16 protein-coding genes are annotated in these 19644 nt (G+C 58.1%); 11 read left to right on the top strand and 5 right to left on the bottom strand.

Annotated features, from left to right (window positions below; all coding sequences use genetic code 11):
• The first annotated feature begins 4 nt into the window (after positions 1 to 4).
• Both ACFSKT_RS04585 and ACFSKT_RS04580 read left to right on the top strand, forming a co-directional pair.
• Positions 5 to 1807, top strand: coding sequence for a cache domain-containing sensor histidine kinase (locus tag ACFSKT_RS04585; protein WP_377718877.1), 1803 nt, complete (start codon positions 5 to 7; stop codon positions 1805 to 1807).
• Positions 1807 to 3435 carry a response regulator gene (locus tag ACFSKT_RS04580; RefSeq protein WP_377718876.1) on the top strand — a complete coding sequence of 543 codons (1629 nt, stop codon included), beginning with the start codon at positions 1807 to 1809 and terminating at the stop codon, positions 3433 to 3435. The genes ACFSKT_RS04585 and ACFSKT_RS04580 overlap by 1 nt, the downstream gene beginning before the upstream one ends.
• Before the next feature lie 84 nt (positions 3436 to 3519).
• Here the strand turns inward: ACFSKT_RS04580 and ACFSKT_RS04575 are convergent, their stop codons facing one another.
• The gene (locus tag ACFSKT_RS04575; RefSeq protein ID WP_377718875.1) at positions 3520 to 3888 is read right to left on the bottom strand and encodes a hypothetical protein; all 369 of its coding nucleotides are present in this window, start codon (positions 3886 to 3888) and stop codon (positions 3520 to 3522) included.
• Between the two features lie 254 nt (positions 3889 to 4142).
• On the opposite strand from ACFSKT_RS04575, the gene ACFSKT_RS04570 reads away from it, so the two are divergent.
• The 7 genes from ACFSKT_RS04570 (at position 4143) to ACFSKT_RS04540 (ending at position 12172) form a co-directional block, all read left to right on the top strand.
• Positions 4143 to 5198: a formylglycine-generating enzyme family protein gene (locus ACFSKT_RS04570; protein ID WP_377718874.1), complete on the top strand. Its 1056-nt coding sequence runs from the start codon at positions 4143 to 4145 to the stop codon at positions 5196 to 5198.
• Between the two features lie 328 nt (positions 5199 to 5526).
• The gene (locus ACFSKT_RS04565; RefSeq protein WP_377718873.1) at positions 5527 to 6138 is read left to right on the top strand and encodes a PadR family transcriptional regulator; all 612 of its coding nucleotides are present in this window, start codon (positions 5527 to 5529) and stop codon (positions 6136 to 6138) included.
• A 64-nt stretch (positions 6139 to 6202) separates the two neighbouring features.
• The gene (locus tag ACFSKT_RS04560; RefSeq protein WP_377718872.1) at positions 6203 to 7966 is read left to right on the top strand and encodes an ABC transporter ATP-binding protein; all 1764 of its coding nucleotides are present in this window, start codon (positions 6203 to 6205) and stop codon (positions 7964 to 7966) included.
• Positions 7941 to 9842, top strand: a complete 1902-nt coding sequence (locus ACFSKT_RS04555) for an ABC transporter ATP-binding protein (RefSeq protein WP_377718871.1) — start codon at positions 7941 to 7943, stop codon at positions 9840 to 9842. The genes ACFSKT_RS04560 and ACFSKT_RS04555 overlap by 26 nt, the downstream gene beginning before the upstream one ends.
• A gap of 71 nt (positions 9843 to 9913) precedes the next feature.
• A complete protein-coding gene (locus tag ACFSKT_RS04550; protein ID WP_377718870.1) occupies positions 9914 to 10690 on the top strand; it encodes a hypothetical protein in 777 nt (258 codons plus the stop codon).
• A 166-nt stretch (positions 10691 to 10856) separates the two neighbouring features.
• Positions 10857 to 11492 (top strand): LysE family transporter, encoded by a 636-nt coding sequence (locus ACFSKT_RS04545; RefSeq protein WP_377718869.1) that lies wholly within the window; start codon positions 10857 to 10859, stop codon positions 11490 to 11492.
• A 155-nt stretch (positions 11493 to 11647) separates the two neighbouring features.
• Entirely contained in the window at positions 11648 to 12172 is a 525-nt protein-coding gene (locus ACFSKT_RS04540; RefSeq protein ID WP_377718868.1) for a DUF3231 family protein, read from the top strand.
• 137 nt (positions 12173 to 12309) lie between these two features.
• Here the strand turns inward: ACFSKT_RS04540 and ACFSKT_RS04535 are convergent, their stop codons facing one another.
• The 3 genes from ACFSKT_RS04535 to ACFSKT_RS04525 all read right to left on the bottom strand — a co-directional run bounded on the left by ACFSKT_RS04535 (position 12310) and on the right by ACFSKT_RS04525 (position 16117).
• Positions 12310 to 13869 (bottom strand): IS1182 family transposase, encoded by a 1560-nt coding sequence (locus tag ACFSKT_RS04535; protein WP_377776306.1) that lies wholly within the window; start codon positions 13867 to 13869, stop codon positions 12310 to 12312.
• Positions 13870 to 14189: 320 nt separating this feature from the next.
• A complete protein-coding gene (locus ACFSKT_RS04530; RefSeq protein ID WP_377720605.1) occupies positions 14190 to 14699 on the bottom strand; it encodes a DUF3231 family protein in 510 nt (169 codons plus the stop codon).
• Positions 14700 to 14833: 134 nt separating this feature from the next.
• Positions 14834 to 16117, bottom strand: coding sequence for an MFS transporter (locus tag ACFSKT_RS04525; RefSeq protein WP_377720604.1), 1284 nt, complete (start codon positions 16115 to 16117; stop codon positions 14834 to 14836).
• Between the two features lie 185 nt (positions 16118 to 16302).
• Between ACFSKT_RS04525 and ACFSKT_RS04520 the strand changes: the two genes are divergently transcribed.
• A complete protein-coding gene (locus ACFSKT_RS04520) occupies positions 16303 to 17157 on the top strand; it encodes a manganese catalase family protein (protein WP_377720603.1) in 855 nt (284 codons plus the stop codon).
• A 16-nt stretch (positions 17158 to 17173) separates the two neighbouring features.
• On the top strand, positions 17174 to 18544 hold the full coding sequence (locus tag ACFSKT_RS04515) for an amino acid permease (protein ID WP_377720602.1): 1371 nt from the start codon (positions 17174 to 17176) through the stop codon (positions 18542 to 18544).
• Between the two features lie 47 nt (positions 18545 to 18591).
• Here the strand turns inward: ACFSKT_RS04515 and asnA are convergent, their stop codons facing one another.
• Entirely contained in the window at positions 18592 to 19605 is a 1014-nt protein-coding gene (asnA, locus tag ACFSKT_RS04510; protein ID WP_377720601.1) for an aspartate--ammonia ligase, read from the bottom strand.
• Positions 19606 to 19644 lie beyond the last annotated feature (39 nt).

Genomic DNA, 19644 nt, shown 5'->3' with positions numbered 1-19644 from the left:
CGGGATGCGCAGAAGAATCCGGAATATGCAGCAATGGTTCGGCAATTTGGCGCTCGCCCGCAAGCTGATTCTCGTCCAGGTTCTCTTGATCGTGCTGCCGCTCGGCGCGATGGGCTTCTTCGCCTTCGGGCGCTTCGCCGCCAAGATGGAGGGGCAGGTCGGCAGCTATCAGCTGCAGACGCTGAAGCAGGTGACGCTCAATATCGATACGTACATGAACGAGCTCAATCGGCTGTCGCTCATGCCGTACCAATACGAGGAAATTCTCGATTTCCTCGCTTCTCCCCGCTCCCCGGGCGAACCGCTGACGCTGGCGGAGATCGGGCAGCTGAACAATTTCGTCTCCAAAGTATTTCTGAACGGCCGCGTCGACATCATGGGCATTTCGCTGTATGGCGAACGCGGCGCTTCCTACGTCGTGCTGCCTGAAAGCCAGTATATGACCACGTATCAGCTGGACGGGGGAGCGGAGTGGCTGGAGCAAGCCAGAGGCAAGTTCGGCCAGCCGACGTTCATCACGACGCACGAGGTGCGGTCGACCAGCGGCAGCGTCTATCAAGTATTCTCGATCGCCCGCGAGCTGCGCAGCTTCGACAGCGGCGAGACGCTCGGCTATATCGTCATCGATATCGACCCGGCTGCCGTCCGGAAGCTGCTCGCGCAGGTGAGCATGGGAAGCAAGGAATCGCTCTATATGACCGACGGCGCGGGCGATCTCGTGCTGCGCAAGGAGGAAACGGCCGTCTATCCGGAGCTGGGCAAGCTCGAGGGAGAAGGCGTGACGCACATGAACGCCGATGGCCGCAGCTTGCTCGTCGCGCACGTCGCCTCGGCGGTGACGGGCTGGACGACGGTCGGCGTCGTGCCCGTGGCGGAGCTGATGAAAGATTCGCTCGTCGTGCGCAATTCGATCCTGCTGGCCGGTACAGTATGCATCGGACTCGCGGTACTCGTCTCGGTCGTGATCGCCTTCCGCATTACGAAGCCGCTGCGCATGCTGCGGACGCTCATGCGCAAGGTCGAGCGCGGCGATTTGAACGTGGGATTTCCGGTAGGCCATTGGGACGAGGTCGGCCAGCTCGGCAGCGCGTTCAACACGATGGTGTCGCGGCTGAGCGAGCTCGGCTACCGGCTCTACGAGACGGAGATCCGCGAGAAGGATGCCGAGATCGCGGCGCTTCAGAGCAAGATCAACCCGCATTTCCTCTACAATACGCTCGGTTCCATCTCGATGTACGCCGAGGTGGAGGGCAACCGGGAAGTCGTGAAGATGACGAACAACTTGAGCCGGCTGCTGCGCTATTCGCTCAGCGGCCGCAAGGAGATCGTCACGCTGCGGGATGAGCTGGAGCACGTGAAGGGCTATATGACGATCCAGCAAATGCGCTATGAGGAACGACTGGATTTCCAATTGGAGACGGACCCCTCGCTTGCCGATGTGCCGGTCATTCCGCTGATGATCCAGCCGATCGTCGAGAATGCGATTAATCACGGCCTGGACAAGGGGATCGGCAGCGGCTTGATCCGGCTGACCTGCTTCCAATCGCAGGGGACGTTGTCCATCGTGATCGAAGATGACGGCATCGGCATGACCGCCGAACGTCTGGCCGATATGCGCGAGCGGCTCTTGAACGATCGGGATCTAGGGGGCACGAGCGGCAACGGGCTGTTGAACGTACACCGGCGCATTCGCTTGCATTACGGGGAGCAGTATGGCTTGCAGCTGGAGAGCATGCCCTTCCAAGGGCTGAAAGTGACGATCCGCATGCCGGCAGCCAAGGCGGCGGCACAGAGAGGAGCCGGGTAATGCCAACGATACTCATTGTGGACGACGAAACGATTTTTCGCAAAGGCTTGCGCAAAATGATCGAATCCGCTTCGGACGGCTGGCAGATCGCCGGAGAAGCCAAGGATGGCTGCGAAGCGCTGGAGCAGGTGGAGCAGCTGAAGCCGGATGTGGTATTGACCGACATTCGCATGCCGCGCATGGACGGCATTCAGCTGCAGCAGATCGTTAAGGAACGGTTCCCCCACATACACGTCGTCGTGCTTAGCGGTTATGACGAGTTCACGTATTTGCAGCAATCGCTCCGGCACGGCGCGCGGGATTATCTGATGAAGCCGGTGGAGCGCGAGGAGCTGCTGGAGACGCTGCGCAAGCTGCGCGGCGAGCTGGCCAAATCAGCCGCCGTGCCCGAGCTGCTCGCGGCGGAACCCGCGGACGCCAGGCAAATCCGGCAGCACGTGAGCGAGCATCTCGTCGCCGGGCTGCTCCGCGGAGATGTGAACGAGAACGAGCTGGCGCTGCTCGGGCGAATCGGCTTGACGTTCGGCGCGCCATGCTTCGCCTGCATGGTGATTAAGCTGGACAAAGATGCGCTGGACCGGGATCGTTACGGCAAGGCGGACCCGAGTCTCTTCCAGCTGTACATCCAACAGGTCGTGCAGGAGCTGCTGGACCAGCGAGCGAACGGCTTCTCCTTCGTGCTCTCCGATACGGAAGTCGTCGCGCTCGTCAATCTGGACTGCGGCGCGGCATCGGTCAATCCGCTCATGGAGCTGGCGGAATCGGTCCGCAGGCGCACGATTTCCTTGTCCAACTTGACGGTTACCATCGGGCTTGGGAGCGCCGTGGAAGGAATCAAGGCGATTCCGCGTTCGTTCCATGAGGCGAAGATCGCCCTCCTGCACCGGCTCATCGTCGGCGGGGACAGGGTGATCTCCTACGCGCAGACTAAAGAAAGCAGTCAAGAGCTGGCCTCGAACCTGCGCGAGTGGTCGTGGTCTTCGCTGGAGACGACCGTGCTCGAAGGGAAAGCGGCGCAGGCGGGTCAGCTCGCGGCCGAGATGATCGCGGAGCTGTGCGCGAAGGCGCGAAGTCCGGAGACGATTCATCAGCAAATTTGCAAGCTGCTGCTTCATTATTACGAGGAGGCGGAGAAGCTCGTCCTTACGAAGGCATGGCTTGGCGACCGGACGATTCAAGCGGTGCTGCTGGACGTGTGCGCGATTACGTCGCGCGCCGAGTTGATCGAGTGCTGCCGGGCCTATCTTAGCCATCTGGCCGATTGCATCGCGGGCAGCCGGCGGCAGCCGGAGAGCGACCCGATCGAGAAAGCGATCCGTTACGTGAATCAGCACTACCGCGAGCAGCTGACGCTGACCGAGGTGGCCGAGCAGGTGTTTCTCAACCCCGCTTACTTCTCGACGCTGTTCAAGCAGCGCACGGGCAAGTCGCTCGTCGAGTATTGGACCGACCTGCGGGTGAACGAGGCGAAGAAGCGGCTTGCCGCCTCCAGCGAGAAGGTGACGGTGATCGCCGAGAGCACGGGCTTCGGCAACGTGAGGCATTTCAACCGCGTGTTCAAGAGCGCGACGGGCGCGACGCCGAACGATTACCGGGAACAAGCGCGTTCCGGCGCGGGAAGTCGATAGGGAACAGCAGGAAGCCTGCCGGTCGGATGACGCGGCAGGCTTTTGCCGTTACTACATTACAAGAATCGATACATGCCGCGTACATTAAATGATCGGGCTGAGCTGCGCGATGAAGCTGAGCTCCGCCTGCGTGCGGCCTTGATTCGGGACCATGTTCCCAAATTCGTCAATGCCGAAGACGGAGAACAGCACTTGGGAAGCGGACGAGTTCACCTGGACTTCGTAGGCGACGTTCCCGCCGATAACATAGGTGCGGACATTGTACGAGTTGGCGGCAAGGACGAACGAATCGACATAAGCGGTGTAGAACGTGTTCGAGTCGACGGACGCGAAAATTTGGATCGAAATCGTCGAAGCGGCCGCGATGTTCAAGTTGCGCGTGCTGATGACGAGGGTCGAAGAGGCGGTGCCGGTCGCCCGCGTGTTGGTTATCGTTCCGGTTGAAAAGGGCATCCTTATTCCTCCTTTCCCTGAAGCGCTTGGCGAGACGCTAGAACTACGGCGAACATAGGGAAGAAGCGGTCTCTCCCAGTACTCTATGAAACTAGCGATAGCATGGTCGCGGTAGATGTCCGCATCCTGAGCGGGGCAGCGGCGGATTTCCTTTCCTTGTGGCGGGCAACAATTCATACTTTACGACTCGGAATTCAGGTGATAAGCTAGTTTCAACAAGCGGCAGTCATGCGAAGAAGGGATCGTGAACGACGATGAAAGAGATTCAAACCTCCTGCGGGTGCGGGTGCGCTGCAAGCCGAGGGACGGAGCTTAAGCCGATCGCGTCAGGAGCGGAAGCGGCGTCGGCAGCGGAGTTGGTGGCTTCCTCCAGGGAAGGGGATCCGGTGGTGCTCGAGCACCCGGAGCGAGCGGAGCGGGACGCGTCTGCAGACGGGGCTGCGGGGGCCATAGTCAGAGCCGGCATGGTCTTGCTTCCCGGCGGCGAATTCCGTATGGGAACCGACGACAAGGACGTATTCCCGCTGGACGGAGAAGGCCCGTCCCGTCTCGTGACCGTTGACCCGTTCTATATCGACGAGACGGCCGTGACCAACGCGCAATTTCAGGCGTTCGTCGACGCGACCGGCTATGTGACGGAAGCGGAGCAGTTCGGCTGGTCGTTCGTCTTTCATCTGTTCGTGCCGGAGCGTCTCCGTCCGAGCGTCACCTCGGTCGTGCAGAGCGCGCCCTGGTGGTGGAGCGTAGAGGGCACGTATTGGCGAGCGCCGGAAGGCCCCGGGACAAGCATCGAAGACCGATTGGAGCATCCGGCCGTGCATATCTCCTGGCATGACGCTTCTGCTTATGCGAAGTGGGCGGGCAAGCGGCTGCCGACCGAGGCGGAGTGGGAGTATGCGGCAAGGGGCGGACTGGACGGCAGGCGTTATCCATGGGGGGACGAGCTGACGCCGGACGGCGAGCACCGCTGCAATATTTGGCAGGGCACGTTCCCGCGCGTCAACGAGGCGGAGGATGGGTATGCCGGCACGGCACCGGCGCGGTCGTTCGAACCGAACGGCTATGGGTTGTATAATATGGCCGGCAATGTATGGGAGTGGTGCAGCGATTGGTTCAGCCCGGAATACCACCGCTCCGGAGAGAGCGTCAATCCGCGCGGAGTCGCGGCGGGCGCGACGCGAACCCTCAAGGGCGGATCGTATCTCTGCCATCGGTCCTATTGCAACCGCTACCGGGTCGCGGCCCGAACGTCGAACACGCCGGACAGCTCGACAGGGCATATGGGATTCCGCTGCGCGGCGGATGTCTAAGCTGCCAAGAGGAGGCTAGCCAGCGTTAGCATGTAAAGCCTCCTAATCTACTAGCAGTCTTTGCTAGAAAGACTTGCGCCTCATAACCGAGATGATGCCTGTACGTGCAGGTGTCATCTTTTTTTTGCTGCTAATACATTTACGGCTTAGCCAACGGGCGGTCGATCCGATCGACCGGCGAATAAGTCGCGACTAGGCGGAGCTTCGGCGATCAGCCTTATTGCTGCGCGCCACGCGGTCGCGCAAGAATAGACGGCAGCAATTGCCAGTTTGCGATATATCGTATAGAATCGGTGGTAATACGATATATCGGGAAAGGAGGCAGGCTATGGCAAGTGTCTGGCAAGAGGAGGAACGTCTGTTCATACACGACGGCTCCGAGCGCGATTCGACCGGTACGGGTCGGAGATATTTCAGCCGCGGCGGCGTGAAATACGCGCTGCTCGAGCTGCTGCTGCGCTCCGGCATGCACGGCTACCAAATGATGAAAGCGCTTGAAGAGCAGTCGGACGGCACCTACAAGCCTAGCGCGGGCACGATCTACCCGACGCTCCAGATGCTGCGCGATCAAGGCTTCGTCACCGCATCCAAGGTGGACGGCAAGAAAGTATTCGAGATCACCTCGGAAGGCAAGGCGTATTTGCAGGCGGAGAAGGAGTTCCAGCAGCTTCAGGATCATGCAGGGCAAGCGATTGTTCGGGAAGCCGAACAGCCGGCATCAGAGGTCGGAGAGGAGCAGCCGCCGGTGGAGCCCCCTCAGCGCAAACGCCGTCTGACACCGGCGGGGAAGGAACTTATCCATCTGATGAAAGCAGCGGAGCGCGAGGCGCTCCAGGACCCGGCCAAAGCGGCCATGCTGCGCGCCGCGCTGCACGGCTTGCGCTTCTCGCTCCGTCAAATTCTCGAAGAGGACCGGACGGAAGCGGACGAAGCCCCATAAAGTCCGCGGAACCCGCATCCCCCATAGCATAGCCAACCTAAAGGAATAGGGAAGTGAGCGCTACGTGAAATCGCAACGGATTTTGGCGGACTTCTTCCGCCAAAGCTGGCCCGTCTATGTGCTGTCGATTACGTTTCACCTCGTCTCCAACCTGATCAACGTGTTCTATCCGAAGGTGCTCGGCGCCTTCACCGACAAGCTGTCCGGCGGCGAGCTGACGCGCGGACTTGTCGCGGATTACAGCCTGCAGCTGCTCGCGATTGGCCTTGGCAGCGTCGTGTTCAGCGGCATCGCCATGTACCTCGTCATGTATGTGGGACGCCAATTCGAACGCAACGTGCGAGGTCTTCTATTCCGCCACTTCACGCGCATGGGCGAGCGCTTCTACGCGAAGAATGGCGTCGGCAAGCTGCTTAGTTATTTCATGAACGACGTGACGGCGGTCCGAGAGTCGATCGCCATGGGCATTAATCAGACGGCGAACGCGACGATGCTGCTGTTGTCGGCCATGACGATGATGATCATCAGCGGCATCCCGTTGTATCTTATCGGGGCCAGCGTGTTCCCGCTGCTGCTCATTCCGTTCATCGTCGTCTATCTTGGACCGATTATCAGACAGCGATCGCTTGACGTGCAGGAGGCGCTCGGTAAGATGACGGAGACCGCGGAAGAGCAGTTCGGCGGCATCCGCGTCACGAAGAAATTCGCGGTGGAGCCGATCATGAACAAGCGGTTCGGGCAGACCGTCGACGATATACGCGCCGCGCAGCTGCGCCTGGTGCGGGTGTCGTCCTTCTTCCAGTCGCTCGTGCCGTTCCTGGGCACCATCGCGCTGATCATCGCGCTTGCGTTCGGCGGATATTTAACGATCGCGGGCAGCTTGTCGCTCGGCAACTTCGTCGCGCTGACGCTGTATGTCCGGATGCTGATGAACCCGCTGCAGCAGATCGGGAACGTCATCAACTCGATCCAACGCTCGCGGGCGTCGCTCGAGCGATTGAACGGGCTGCTCTCGCAGACGCCGGATATCGTCGAATCGGCCGCGGCGACAGAAGCGGATCTATCGGCCGCCGCCATCGAGATCGATCGATTGACCTATGCCTACAGTCCGTCCGCCGAGCCGGTGCTGAAGGACGTCAGCGTCCGGATCGCGCCGGGCTCGACGCTCGGCATCATCGGCCGAACGGGGAGCGGGAAGACGACGCTAATGAAGCTGCTGCTCCGGATCTACGATCCGCCGTCGGGCACCATTCGTTATGGGCGCGCGGACGTGAGAGAGCTGACGCTCGCAAGTCTTCGCGGCCAGATCGCCTACGTGCCGCAGGATGGCTTCTTGTTCAGCACGACGATTCGGGAGAATATCGCCTTCTCCGACCGGACGGCCGCTGCGGAGCTGATCGAGACCGCCGCGCGCCAAGCGCAGATCTATGCCAATATCGACGAGCTACCGGAGCGCTTCGAGACGAGGCTGGGCGAGCGCGGGCTTACCTTGTCCGGCGGTCAGCGTCAGCGCACGAGCCTGGCGCGCGGCTTGATCAAGCGGGCGCCCGTCATGATCCTCGACGACAGCGTCAGCGCCGTCGACGCGGTGACCGAGAAGGACATTATCGACTCGATTCAGCAGGAGCGCCGCAGCAAGACGACGATCATCATAGCCCACCGGATTAGCGCGATCAAGCACGCGGACGAGATCATCGTGATGGACGATGGGGTGATTGTACAGCGCGGCACGCATCGAGAGCTGCTGGAGCAGCCGGGACTTTACGCCGATCTTCACGCCATTCAAGAGGAGGGGAGCCAGCATGCGACCGGCACAAGCGATTCATAATTGGCAAGCGGATCAGAAGGGCGATCCCGGACGGCAGGACGAGAAGCCCCAATATATATCCGCCTTCAAGGCGCTGTCCGGCTATGTGAAGCCGCATCGATGGGCGCTTGCCGGCGTTATGGTATGCACCGTCGTCGCCATTCTATCGGAACTGCTGCAGCCATACTTGATGAAGATCGCGATCGACGACAATTTGCTCGCGGGCAAGAACGATTTTCGCGGACTGCTGCTGATTTGCGCCGTATACCTGGGATTGTCGGTCAGCAGCTTCGTCTTCGCTTATCTGCAGAACAATCTGCTGCAGCAGATCGGCCAAAGCATCGTCGCGCGAATCCGCAAGCAGCTGTTCGGTCATATCATGAAGCAGTCGATGGGCTACTTCGACCGCATGTCCAGCGGCAGTCTCATTACACACGTATCCAGCGATACCGAGGCGCTCAATCAATTTTTCAGCCAAGTGCTGCTCAGCCTGTTCCGGGACGGCTTGACGCTGTTGTTCATCCTCGTGCTGATGTTCCAGCTGGATACGACGCTGGCGTTATACAGCCTCGTGCTGCTGCCTGTCATCTTCCTGATTGCGATTGCGTTCCGGTCGTTCATGCGCACGACGTACCAGCTTGCACGGACCCGGTTATCCCGCATGGTCGCATTCGTAGCCGAGAATCTGTCCGGCATGGGGCTCATACAGGCGTTTCATCAACAGAAGGAGCAGGAGCGGCAGTTCGACGAACGCAACGCGCTCTATTTTCGCGCGAATTTGCGGGAGATCCGCACGAATGTCTTGTTCGGCCGGACGTTCGATATCCTAAGCAACCTCGCGATCGCGCTCGTGACGTGGATCGGCGGATTCGCGGTGCTCGGGAAGCAGCTGGAGTTCGGCGTCCTGTACGCGTTCATCACGTATATCCGGCAGTTCTTCCAGCCGATCAATACGATTACGCAGCAATGGAATACGCTGCAATCCGCTACCGTGGCGGTATCCCGCATCTGGACGATTTTCGGCACCGAGCCGGAGATCACGGACAAAACGGAAGATGCGCCCCGGTCGGCCGAGCGGGCTGTTACACGCAAGCTAATGACGCTCACGACTGAGGGGAGCCAAGGCGCCTCCGAAGAAGCGCAGCCGCTCGGCAGCGTGAGAGGGGAGATCGACTTCGAGCATATCTCCTTCTCCTACGAAGAAGGCATCCCGATCATCCAAGGCCTCGACCTGCATATTAATCCCGGCGAAATGATCGGCGTCGTGGGCACTACGGGGGCGGGTAAGAGCTCGCTCATCAGCCTGCTGTGCCGGTTCTACGACGTGAAGGAGGGCAGCATCCGCATCGACGGGACGGACGTGCGCGATATTCCGCAGGCGACGCTGCACCGTCTGATCGGGCTCGTCCAGCAGGAGCCTTACCTCTACTCGGGCAGCATCGTCGACAACGTGCGTATGTTCGACGAGTCGATCAGCCGCGAGGACGTCATGCGGGCGTGCGAATTCGTGGGGGCGGACGCGATCGTACAGAAGCTGCCGGACGGTTACGACACCCGTCTGTCAGAGCGGGGAAGCGGCTTGTCCGCCGGCGAGCGGCAGCTGATCTCCTTCGCTCGCATCATCGTCTTCAAGCCGAAGGTGTTGATCCTCGACGAGGCGAGCGCGAACCTCGACTCCCAGACCGAGCAGCTGATCCAGCATGCGCTCAGCATCGTATCGAAGCAGCGCACGACGATTGTCATCGCGCACCGGCTGTCGACGATCATGCAGGCGGATCGAATTATCGTGATGAGCCATGGCGAGATCGTCGAGCAGGGCAGCCATCAGGAGCTCATCGAGCTCGGCGGCCAATATCGGGAGCTGTACGAACATTCGCAAGGCCAACAAGCGGGGTAGGGAAGAAGAGCGGTCGAAGCTGAGGCATACCGGCAGAATCGGGGTATAGAAACGTATCTGGAATTCGAGGCATGCAGAACCTAAGGGACGTCATGCCTCCGAATCCGACGCATGAACCGCATTTTCGCCGGAAAGGAATGATTCCGATCGACCGTTACATTTATGCCGCCATGGCGATCGCTTATGCGGTCTTGCTGTTCGTCGGTTTATCCGTCATGAGGAGAAGAGGCACGGTGGAGCAGCGGGACTTGGTGCTGCTTGTCTTGTTCGGACTGTTCTACGACAACGCGGTCATCGCGGTCGGCAGCGCGATCGGCGAAGGGGATACGCTTCGCGTCCTCAGCTATCCGCGCTTCTGGCTGCACGCCTTGTTCACGCCGCTGCTCGTCGTCGTCGCCGTCGATATCGCACGAAGCGCCCGCATTCGCGGATGGTTCAACCGGTCGCTGCCGATCGTCTTGGCATGGGTCGTCACGCTGGGGTTGATCGTGTACCAGTCGCTGGCCGTCACTAGCCGCGAGGTGGCGAACTTGAAGCTGGAGGACGAATACGGCGCGCTGCGTTACGGCACGTCGGCGGAAGCCTCCTACCCGATCATGGTGCTAGCTGCGGCCGCAGCCGTGCTGCTCGTCGGCGCGATTCTTACCTTCCGGCGCCGATGGCCGTGGATGCTGGTCGGCGTCGGCGTGCTCGTCCTAGGAAGAGCCATCCCGATCGACATCGACAGCTCCGCGCTGACGAATATTTTCGAGCTCCTCTTACTCGTATCGATTCTCTTCACCATTCGGCACTTCGACCGGAACCGGGACCGCGCGCAGTGGTCTTCGGCTCCGACCGCGATTCCGTAAGCGATCGCTGCGGCACTCGCGTGCACGCGAACCTCTCGACGACTGGCTATGCCGGTTGCGAGAGGTTTTTTTGGTAGTAGGTTTATGCAGGACAAGCGGATAAAATCGGACAACCGGGCATACAGTGTACAAGTTTGCACTTTAGGGGCCGGGAGTGAATAGCGACTTGAGTATCCAGCTGTTGATCAGTTACGTATTGCTTGGCTTAACGCTTGCAGCGCCGATCGGACCCGTCAACTCCGCACGTCTGGACAAGGGGATCAAGAACGGCTTCTGGCATGCGTGGATCGTGGGGACGGGGTCGATGATGGCGGATGCCGTCTTCATGCTGCTTATTTACATGGGCGTCGTGCAGTTTCTGAACATTCCGATCGTGCAAATCTTCCTGTGGCTCTTCGGGGGGATCATCCTCATTTATTCCGGCTTCGAGAGCATTCAGTCCGCCAACAAAATTCCGATCGCGTACCAAGGCAGACGCAAGGATTCGCTGTGGCGAAGCTTCCTCGTCGGCTTCATGCTCTCGATCACGAGCCCCATGTCCATCCTGTTCTGGCTTGGCATCTATGGTTCGATACTAGCGAAAACCGCCACGAGTTATGGCACGAGCCACCTGCTGCTCTACAGCAGCATGATTTTCTTGGGGTTGATGCTCTGGGATATCTGCGTGGCTTCACTGACGACCGGCATGCGCAGATTCCTGAACGAGAAGAGCCTGATGGGGATTTCCGTGCTGTCAGGGGTGTCGCTGATCGGATTCGGCGCGTATTTCGGCTATCAAGGCATCCAAGCATTGGCTGGTTAATCGCGAGACTAGTCTCGCAATGTCTACTTTGGGCGTGGAAAATAATGCAGGTTTCCTCAATCGGATAGCCGCGAAGGTGTTGGAGATATTAATCATGTTCTCGGCTGAACCAGCCCGAGCACGCCATTATCTCACTTCAAAGGAGCGTTCACGACATGGGCGTATTAAGCGGCAACCCGAAAGACGAACCGCTGCACTACGGCGAGATTTTCGCGATTTGGCAAGCGTCGACGACAGCGAAGGGCTGCGTTTCCTCGTACAGCGCGCTGAAATTCCATACAGGCGATAAAGAGCTGCGCGACATTCTCGAAGAGAACATTCGTCAAGCGAAGCTGGAAATCAGCGAACTGGATGAAATTTTGATCGCCAACGGCCTTACGCCGGCCCCTACGCTGCCGGAGCGTCCCGAGGCGAAGCTCGAGGAGATTCCGATCGGCGCAAGATTCGCCGATCAGGAGATCGCCCCGATGGTGTCGGCCGACCTGGCCGCCGGGCTGGTTGCCGCCAGCACGGTGATGGGGATGTCGGTTCGTGAGGACGTAGGCGCGTTATTCGGCAAGTATCATGCGACCAAAGCCGCGATCGGCGTGAAAATGCTGCGCCTGAGCAAAGAAAAAGGATGGCTGATGCCGCCGCCGCTGCAAATCAAACGTCCGGAGGCCGTCGGCGCCGGCGTCTAATTCGCAGGAACGCTCATAGGCAATTGGCGATGCATCACGCGTCGTGTGCAAAGAGAGGCCGTCTCAAAAGGGTTGAAGTAAGTGACTCCTAACTCGCGAATGGCCTCCAATTGCACAAAAAATGGCGTTACAGGGTCTTATCCCTGTGACGCCATTTGCCATTTTCGGTCCATTGCGGCTTTCTTCAGCAAATTATGGGCGAGCGAAAGCCACCCGACCTCCAGGCTCACTTTTGGCAAGCCCCGAAGCAGGAATCTTCGGAATCCCCGGTTGTTCTTCATCTGTCCAAATACGCTCTCGGGTTCATGCATTCGTCGAACCGAGAGTGCGTAGCCTTCTTCGCTCTTCAAGCGCTCACGTGCCTGTTGCTTGTAGCGAAGATAATCCAAGCTCACTTTAATCTCGCGGTCACCAGCTGCCTTTGTGCAGTTTACTTTTAGCGGACATCCTTCGCAGCTGGCACTACGGTAATGACGGTGGCGAAGTTCATAACCGCTTTCCGTACGTTCTTTGCTTTCTCTGCGGAAGGTAAGCGTTTGTCCCGCCACACATACCCAGCTGTCCTCTTCAGCGGTGTACGTCCAGTTATCTAGTTTGCTCACGTCTTGCTGCCAAGCCTTGGTGTTCTCGCGATGGTACGTTGCGTACTTCACAATGGCTTCCACGTTTTCTTGCTCCAGGTACGCGTAGTTCTCTTCTCCGCCATAGCCGGCGTCCGCGATGATCGTGCCAGGTAGTACACCTAATGCGTGTTTCACTTTCTCCAGATGCGGCTTCAGGCATCTGGTGTCCGTTGGACGATGGTGAACGCTGTACCCTAGGATGAATTGGTTCTCGGTTCCGATCTGTACATTGTAGCCGGGTTTGAGCTGACCATTTCGCATATGGTCTTCTTTCATGCGCATGAAGGTGGCGTCTGGATCTGTTTTGCTGAAACTGTTGCGGCTCCCCAAGATGGTTTGCTGGGATTCGTACTTTTGGAGTCGCGGCAGCAGGTCTTTACGAAGGATGCGAACTGTTTTCTTGAGCGGCTTGTCCTTTGGTTTCGCTTCGAGTCGTTGTTCGAGCTGCTGCACCGCATGTTCCAGCTTTTCGCTCGTCATGTCTGCTGCTTCACCAAGCTCACTTAGATCCAGACCGCGGAGGACTTGATCTTCCTGCTTCTCCGCTTCTTCGATGGTCGCGAACAAGGTCTGTACTTTCTCCTGCAGTTTCATTTTGTGTTTAATGACCGCCTTACCCCAGACGAAGGTGTAGCGGTTCGCATTGGCTTCAATCTTGGTCCCGTCTACGAAGTAATGCTCGAGTTTGACGTACTTCGCTTCGATGAGAAACTGAAGAACGGCGGTGAAAATGGATTCCAATACGTCTTTCATGCGCTCGGAACGAAAGCGATTAATGGTGCGGAAGTCTGGGCGCTGCCGCGCAGCCAGCCACATGAACATGATGTTCTCCCGAACGGCTTTGGCAATTTGGCGTGAGGAGTAAATCCGCTGCGTGTAAGCGTAGATGATGATCTTCGTCAGCATTTTGGGGTGGTAGCTGTCCCGACCGCCGCCGGGATAGGCCTTGGTGAAGAGGTTCATATTTAAGCGGTCGACCGCATCATTGACGATGCGAACGAGATGGTTTTGAGGGATATCTTCTTGCAAGTCCATTGGCAAGGACAGTTGGTCCATGGTATATTCTTTGTACAAAAGAAGCCTCTCCTTTGGTTAGATGGTTGGTGGTACTTCCATTCTAACAAGGACAGGCTTCTTTTGTTTTGAAATTTTAATGAATGGTTAGCCAAAACGGAGCAGGTCGCATGATTCTGGAGAAGCGTCAGCGTTCGCCTTTGTGAGCGGATTCCTACCTTCGCCCATTACATTCAGGGAATCCGGGAACAACAGCGATCGGAAGAACATGTGACCGCGCAGTGGGTGCGGTAACCCAGACATTGTTTTTAAAAAACGGGGGTATCCCAAGGTCATCTTTTGATGACTTTTGGGACACCCCCTTCTTGATGTTAACGAGATTAATGCTCCGGCCGCTGGATCTGTAGGGGCGGCGGGATGAGCCATCCCTTTTCTTTGCTAAGCTCCAGCGCCGCGGCTGCCGATGCAAGATGCAGCGCGTGATATTTGACGAACAGCGCACCGACGTCCAGACGTATGGCGCTGGCGATGACCTGGCTGCAGGCGACAAGTCCGGTTGCGATATCGTCGCCGACGGCTATGGCGATCTCCGGATCGGTCAAGCGCGCGCCCGCTGGTATATCCTCCAGCTTAACCGGCGGCCGCTCGGGAAGCGCCGGCGGCGGCAGGTGGCCGTTATGGATGAGCAGCTCGTCGCATTCCGCCGCGGATTGCCGCGCCTGCGTCAAGAGATTGTCCACCAGATGTTTAAGGTCATCGTCGCCCGCGTGCGACAGATAAAGCTGATACGTCGAGATGGCCGATTTTTTTCTTGCCGAGTAGGTCCATAAGTTGAAAATTTCGCCGTAATGCAGCGGCTGGTCTTTCGGATTTCCTTTCAGAATACCCATTCTCGCACTCCTTTATGAATGTCCGGTTCGTCATCAAGTATTGCCTTGCACGCGCAGTCTATAGACGGCTTACCCCAAATAAATAAAAAGAGGCCATAGCAGCGCCATGGTCTCTTGTCTGTCTTATTGAATTTTTACGTCATTTTGTTCGCGGCCGGTGCGCTTTGTCGTTTCGGTTCGAAACGATCGGCGCCGCCGCCTTTCGTCTTCTTGGCTTCCGACTCAGGCTTGATGAGCCACAGAATCGAGACCACGGTAAAGAGCGATACGCCGGCGACCGTCCAGAAAACGGGGCTCGCGCCGTTTTTCATCAGCAGGGCCGCGAGCGGCGGACCTGCCGCCACGCCGATGAATCGCATACTGCTGTATAGCGACGTCACGGTACCGCGCTGTTCCTTCTCAATGCCTTCGGTGATGAGCGCATCCATAGAAGGGAGCATGACGCCAATGCCGATGGAGCCGATGCCGATCCAGACGAACCACATCACAAGCGTGGCAGGTGGAGAAATGGCGCACAGCACCGAGGTGGCGGACAAAAGCGCCATGCCGCCAACCGATAACCATTTCATGAGCGTTTTCTTCTCGCCGATCCATTTGCCCGTAAGGAAAGACGCCAGACACAAAGCAGACAACGGAATGGCCAGCAATGAGCCTTTCAACACGCCTTTATACCCGTATTGCGTCTCTAACTGTTCGGATAAGTAAAAGAGCGTGGTAAAGATGGCGAACATGCCGGCGCCGCCGCTGATGAACACGCCCGACAACCATTTTCCTTCGTTCTTAAAAATGGTTTTGATCTGCTTCCGGAACGCGGAGAACTTCGGCTTCTCTTCGTCGCTTTCCTGTTTGGGCGTATGGATGAGAAACAAAATCATGGCCGCGGATATGATGCTGAGCACCGGAATGGCATAAAACGGCATGTACCACGCCCATAAAGCGATCAGCGAGCCCAATATCGGACTTAGCACCTTGCCGAACGTGTTGGAGGTCTCCACCAGCCCAAGTACCGAGCTGGCTTCTTCTTCCTCCTTAAACAGATCTCCGGTAAGCGGAAATACAATCGGAAAGGCTCCTGCGGCTCCGGCGCCTTGAATGAATCTGCCCACCATGACGAGCATGTAAGATCCGTCGCCGATGGAAGAGGCGAGCGCGGACAACAGCCCGCCGGCGGCGGCCAACGTCAGAGCGGGGATCATGACCTTCTTGCGTCCGAACCGGTCTGATAAGTAGCCCGCGATCGGAATCAATATAATGGCCACGACCGAATAAATAGTAATGATCAGACTAATCTGGAAGGCTTGGACATCCAACTCGCGAGCCAACTCCGGAAGAATGGGAATGAGCATGGAATTCCCAAGGGTCATCATGAGCGGAACGGAGGCCAGCGCCGCTATGGCCGCGTACTTTCGAAAACTCACCCGTAATCCTCCTTTTGTGTCGGAAAATGCCCGCCGTGCTCATGGTCGCGGCTGCAATCAGGCCTTTAAGTATAATGGCGAGTTCGTCGCCGTTTTATGAGCGGATTATCACGGGCATAAGGTGACCGCCAACAAAGCAAAATAGAACGTCGGTTTCGGTCCATTACCTTTAGGGAGGAATAAGCATGTATTTTTACAAAGAAGATCTCATTAATATCATCGTCCCGGACAAGCCGGATCCGGCCGCGGCCCGGGTTCTGCAGGAAGCGCTCGGCGGACGGTTCGGCGAGATGCGCACGATGATGCAGTTCTTTTTCCAAAGCAGCAATTTCCGCGGTAACCGCACGGAATTCCGGGATTTGGTCCGCGGTATCTTCCTGGAGGAAATCGCGCACGTCGAGCTGGTCCAGAACACGATCAACCAGCTGCTTACGGGCACGGGCGAAGAGCTGCCGGGAAACGCCGGCGTCGATGGCGCTCCGCTGGACGAATCGGTCAAGCATGCCAATCCGCATCACTTCATCGTCGGGGCGCAAAGCTCGCTGCCGGTCGACGCGGCCGGGTTGCCGTGGCAGGGCAGCTACGTCTATGCGCACGGCAATCTGATTGCCGATTTGATGGACAATCTCGTACTGGAATCCACCGGCGTCCTGCAGAAGTCGCGCATCTATGAGATGAGCGCGAACAAAACGCTTCGCGAGACGCTTGCCTTCCTGATCGTACGCGACAACGCGCATCAGAACGCGTTCGCCAAAGCGCTCGAGAAGCTCGGCGTCGAGTGGGGCAAGCTGTTCCCGGTGCCGAATTACGACTTGAACAAATACCCGGAATGCCGCAAATACATCGATATGGGCTTCAACAACGCGCTGTTCAATTTCCGTCTTGACGACACGCGTATTGCCGAAGTCTTCAACGGCGAATCACCAAGCCGCAGCGGCGGAGAGCTGCAGGTCGTGCCACCGCCTCCGGGTTACCCGCTGCCGTACAATCCGGAGCTGCCGAACGAGCATAGCCCCGGCTTGACGGACATGAACCGCTAAGAGGCCGGTGCAAACAATGTCCCAAACTTCCAAGTCATCGACGAAACCCGGGGACAACAAAAGCCAAGGAGAGCTGGCCTGGTGGCAGCTCTCCCTGCTCGGCATCGGCTGCACGATCGGGACCGGATACTTCCTTGGTTCCGGAATCGGGATCAAGATGACGGGTCCATCCATGGTCGCTTCGTTCATCATCGCGGCGGCCGGCACGTATATCGTGTTCCATTTGCTGGCCAAGATGACCGGCGAAGACCCGCAGGAAGGGTCTTTCTGTTACTATGCGGGCAAAGCGTACGGGAAGTGGGCCGGCTTCGGGAGCGGCTGGAACTATTGGAGCTCCAAAATTTTGATTATGGGCAGCCAGTTGACGGCGCTCGGACTGATGTCGCAGTTCTGGTTCCCTAAGATTCCGCTGTGGGTCTTCGCCGCCATCTATGCGGTGCTGGCCATCGCGGTCGTGCTGCTCGGCACGAAAGGCTTCGACAAGGTCGAGAATATCTTGGCCGTGACGAAGACGGCCGCGATCTTCATGTTCATTATCCTGGCCGCGGTGGCGTTATTCGGCTGGATTCATGGCGGCAGCGATGCCAGGCCGGGTTGGCCGGATCATTGGCATGCATTCGCACCCGGTGGTTACCGGGGATTCTGGTCTTCCTTGATCTATGCGTTCTATGCTTACGGCGGGATCGAGACGATCGGACTGATGTCGATGCAGCTGAAGAAGAAGGAGGAGGCGTCGAAGGCCGGCAGCGTCATGCTGATCGGGCTGACGATCATCTATGTGATCTCGATCGGTCTGGTCACTTTCATGGTCGCGCACGACGCGATCAGCGAGAAGGAAAGTCCGTTCGTCACGGCGCTAAAGAGCTACGATCTGTCGTTCTTCCCGCATGTCTTCAATGCGGCGATCGTGACCGCCGGGTTCTCGACGATGACAGCCTCGCTGTTCGCGGTTACGAATTTGCTCGTCACGCTGGCCAAAGACTGCGATGCGCCGAAGCTGTTCGAGCGCAAGCTGAAATTCCGGGAGCTTCCGCTGCCTTCGCTGGCGCTCGCCACGGCAGGGATCTCGGTATCCATCGTGACGGCGCTGCTGCTGCCTGGCAAAATATACGCCTACATCACAACGGCTGCGGGGATCATGCAGATGTATAACTGGGGCTTTATTATCGTCTCCGCGCTCAAGGTGCTCCAGCTGAAAGCGAAGGACAAGACGTTCGCGGCCATCGGGCTCGCGCTGCTGCTGGCGGCGGTCATCGGCGTCGTGCTGGAATCGGATATCCGCTGGGGATTTTTTATCAGCCTCGGCCTGTCCGGCATTATCGCGATGGTCACGCTGATCATGCAGAAGAAAATATGGAACAAGCAGAACGCGAAGAAGCAGGCCTGAGGATAAGGCCTGCTTCTTTTTTTTGTATGGCTTTAAGGAGCCAAGCTTTATAGTAACGGGATATTGCCTGCCTCGCATGCTGCGAGCACTTCATCGTTCCAGACCGAAGCCTGCACCTCGCCGATATGCGCTTTGCGCAGGAGGAACATGCACAGCCGGGATTGACCGATGCCGCCGCCGATCGTATAGGGCAGCTTGCCGTTGAGGATCGCTTGATGGAACTCCAGCGATTGACGAGCCTCTTCGCCCGCTTCGGCCAACTGCTGAAGAAGGCTATTCTTGTCGACGCGGATGCCCATGGAGGAGATTTCGAAGGCGCGTTCCAATACCGGGTACCACAGGACGATATCGCCGTTCAGCTGCCAGTCGTCATAGTCGGGCGAGCGGCCGTCATGCTTCTCGCCGGAGCGCAGCAGGCCGCCGATTTGCATGACGAATACCGCGCCGTATTGCTGGGCGATGGCGTCCTCGCGCTGCTTCGGCGTCAGGTCTGGATAGAGCGTCTCCAGCTCCTGCGTCGTGATGAACTGCAATTTCTCCGGAAGAATCGGCGTCAGCTGCGGGAAGCGGCTGCAAATATGCGCTTCGGTTTGGCGAACGGCCGCGTAGATTTTCAGCACTTCCGCTTTCAGCGTATTGAGCGTCCGATTCTCGTATGCGATAACTTTCTCCCAGTCCCATTGATCGACATATAAGGAGTGCAGGTTGTCAAGCGCTTCGTCGCGCCGGATGGCGTTCATATCGGTGTAGAGTCCTTCGCCGACCGGGATTCCGTATCGGGCAAGCGCCATGCGCTTCCATTTCGCCAGCGACTGGACGACCTCCAGCTGCGCATCCTTGACGGCCGGCGCATCGAACGAGACGATCCGCTCAACGCCGTTCAGGTTATCGTTGATCCCGTTGCCGTTCTTCAGCAGGATCGGAGCGGATACCCGCGTCAATTGAAGGGCATTCGCAAGAGCCCCCTCGAAATAATCTTTGACCTCTTTAATGGCGCGTTCGGTCTGAAGCAGATTCAATCTCGGCTCATAGCTCTGCGGTACCACTACAGTTGTCGACATGTTGTTATAGCCTCCAATAACATGAGGAATGATGGGCTT

This window comes from Paenibacillus xanthanilyticus, assembly GCF_042682185.1.
GTDB classification, from domain to species: domain Bacteria; phylum Bacillota; class Bacilli; order Paenibacillales; family Paenibacillaceae; genus Paenibacillus_Z; species Paenibacillus_Z xanthanilyticus.
Note: the sequence above shows the minus strand (reverse complement) of the source record. Positions and strands in the feature narration are given on the sequence as shown.

Excerpts from the sequence above, each read along its gene's own strand:
- asnA (WP_377720601.1), bottom strand. The coding sequence starts at position 19,605 with ATGTCGACAACTGTAGTGGTACCGCAGAGCTATGAGCCGAGATTGAAT.
- ACFSKT_RS04540 (WP_377718868.1), top strand. The coding sequence starts at position 11,648 with ATGGGCGTATTAAGCGGCAACCCGAAAGACGAACCGCTGCACTACGGC.
- ACFSKT_RS04555 (WP_377718871.1), top strand. The coding sequence starts at position 7,941 with ATGCGACCGGCACAAGCGATTCATAATTGGCAAGCGGATCAGAAGGGC.
- ACFSKT_RS04575 (WP_377718875.1), bottom strand. The coding sequence starts at position 3,888 with ATGCCCTTTTCAACCGGAACGATAACCAACACGCGGGCGACCGGCACC.
- ACFSKT_RS04530 (WP_377720605.1), bottom strand. The coding sequence starts at position 14,699 with ATGGGTATTCTGAAAGGAAATCCGAAAGACCAGCCGCTGCATTACGGC.
- ACFSKT_RS04585 (WP_377718877.1), top strand. The coding sequence starts at position 5 with ATGCGCAGAAGAATCCGGAATATGCAGCAATGGTTCGGCAATTTGGCG.
- ACFSKT_RS04565 (WP_377718873.1), top strand. The coding sequence starts at position 5,527 with ATGGCAAGTGTCTGGCAAGAGGAGGAACGTCTGTTCATACACGACGGC.
- ACFSKT_RS04550 (WP_377718870.1), top strand. The coding sequence starts at position 9,914 with ATGCAGAACCTAAGGGACGTCATGCCTCCGAATCCGACGCATGAACCG.
- ACFSKT_RS04515 (WP_377720602.1), top strand. The coding sequence starts at position 17,174 with ATGTCCCAAACTTCCAAGTCATCGACGAAACCCGGGGACAACAAAAGC.
- ACFSKT_RS04580 (WP_377718876.1), top strand. The coding sequence starts at position 1,807 with ATGCCAACGATACTCATTGTGGACGACGAAACGATTTTTCGCAAAGGC.
- ACFSKT_RS04570 (WP_377718874.1), top strand. The coding sequence starts at position 4,143 with ATGAAAGAGATTCAAACCTCCTGCGGGTGCGGGTGCGCTGCAAGCCGA.
- ACFSKT_RS04520 (WP_377720603.1), top strand. The coding sequence starts at position 16,303 with ATGTATTTTTACAAAGAAGATCTCATTAATATCATCGTCCCGGACAAG.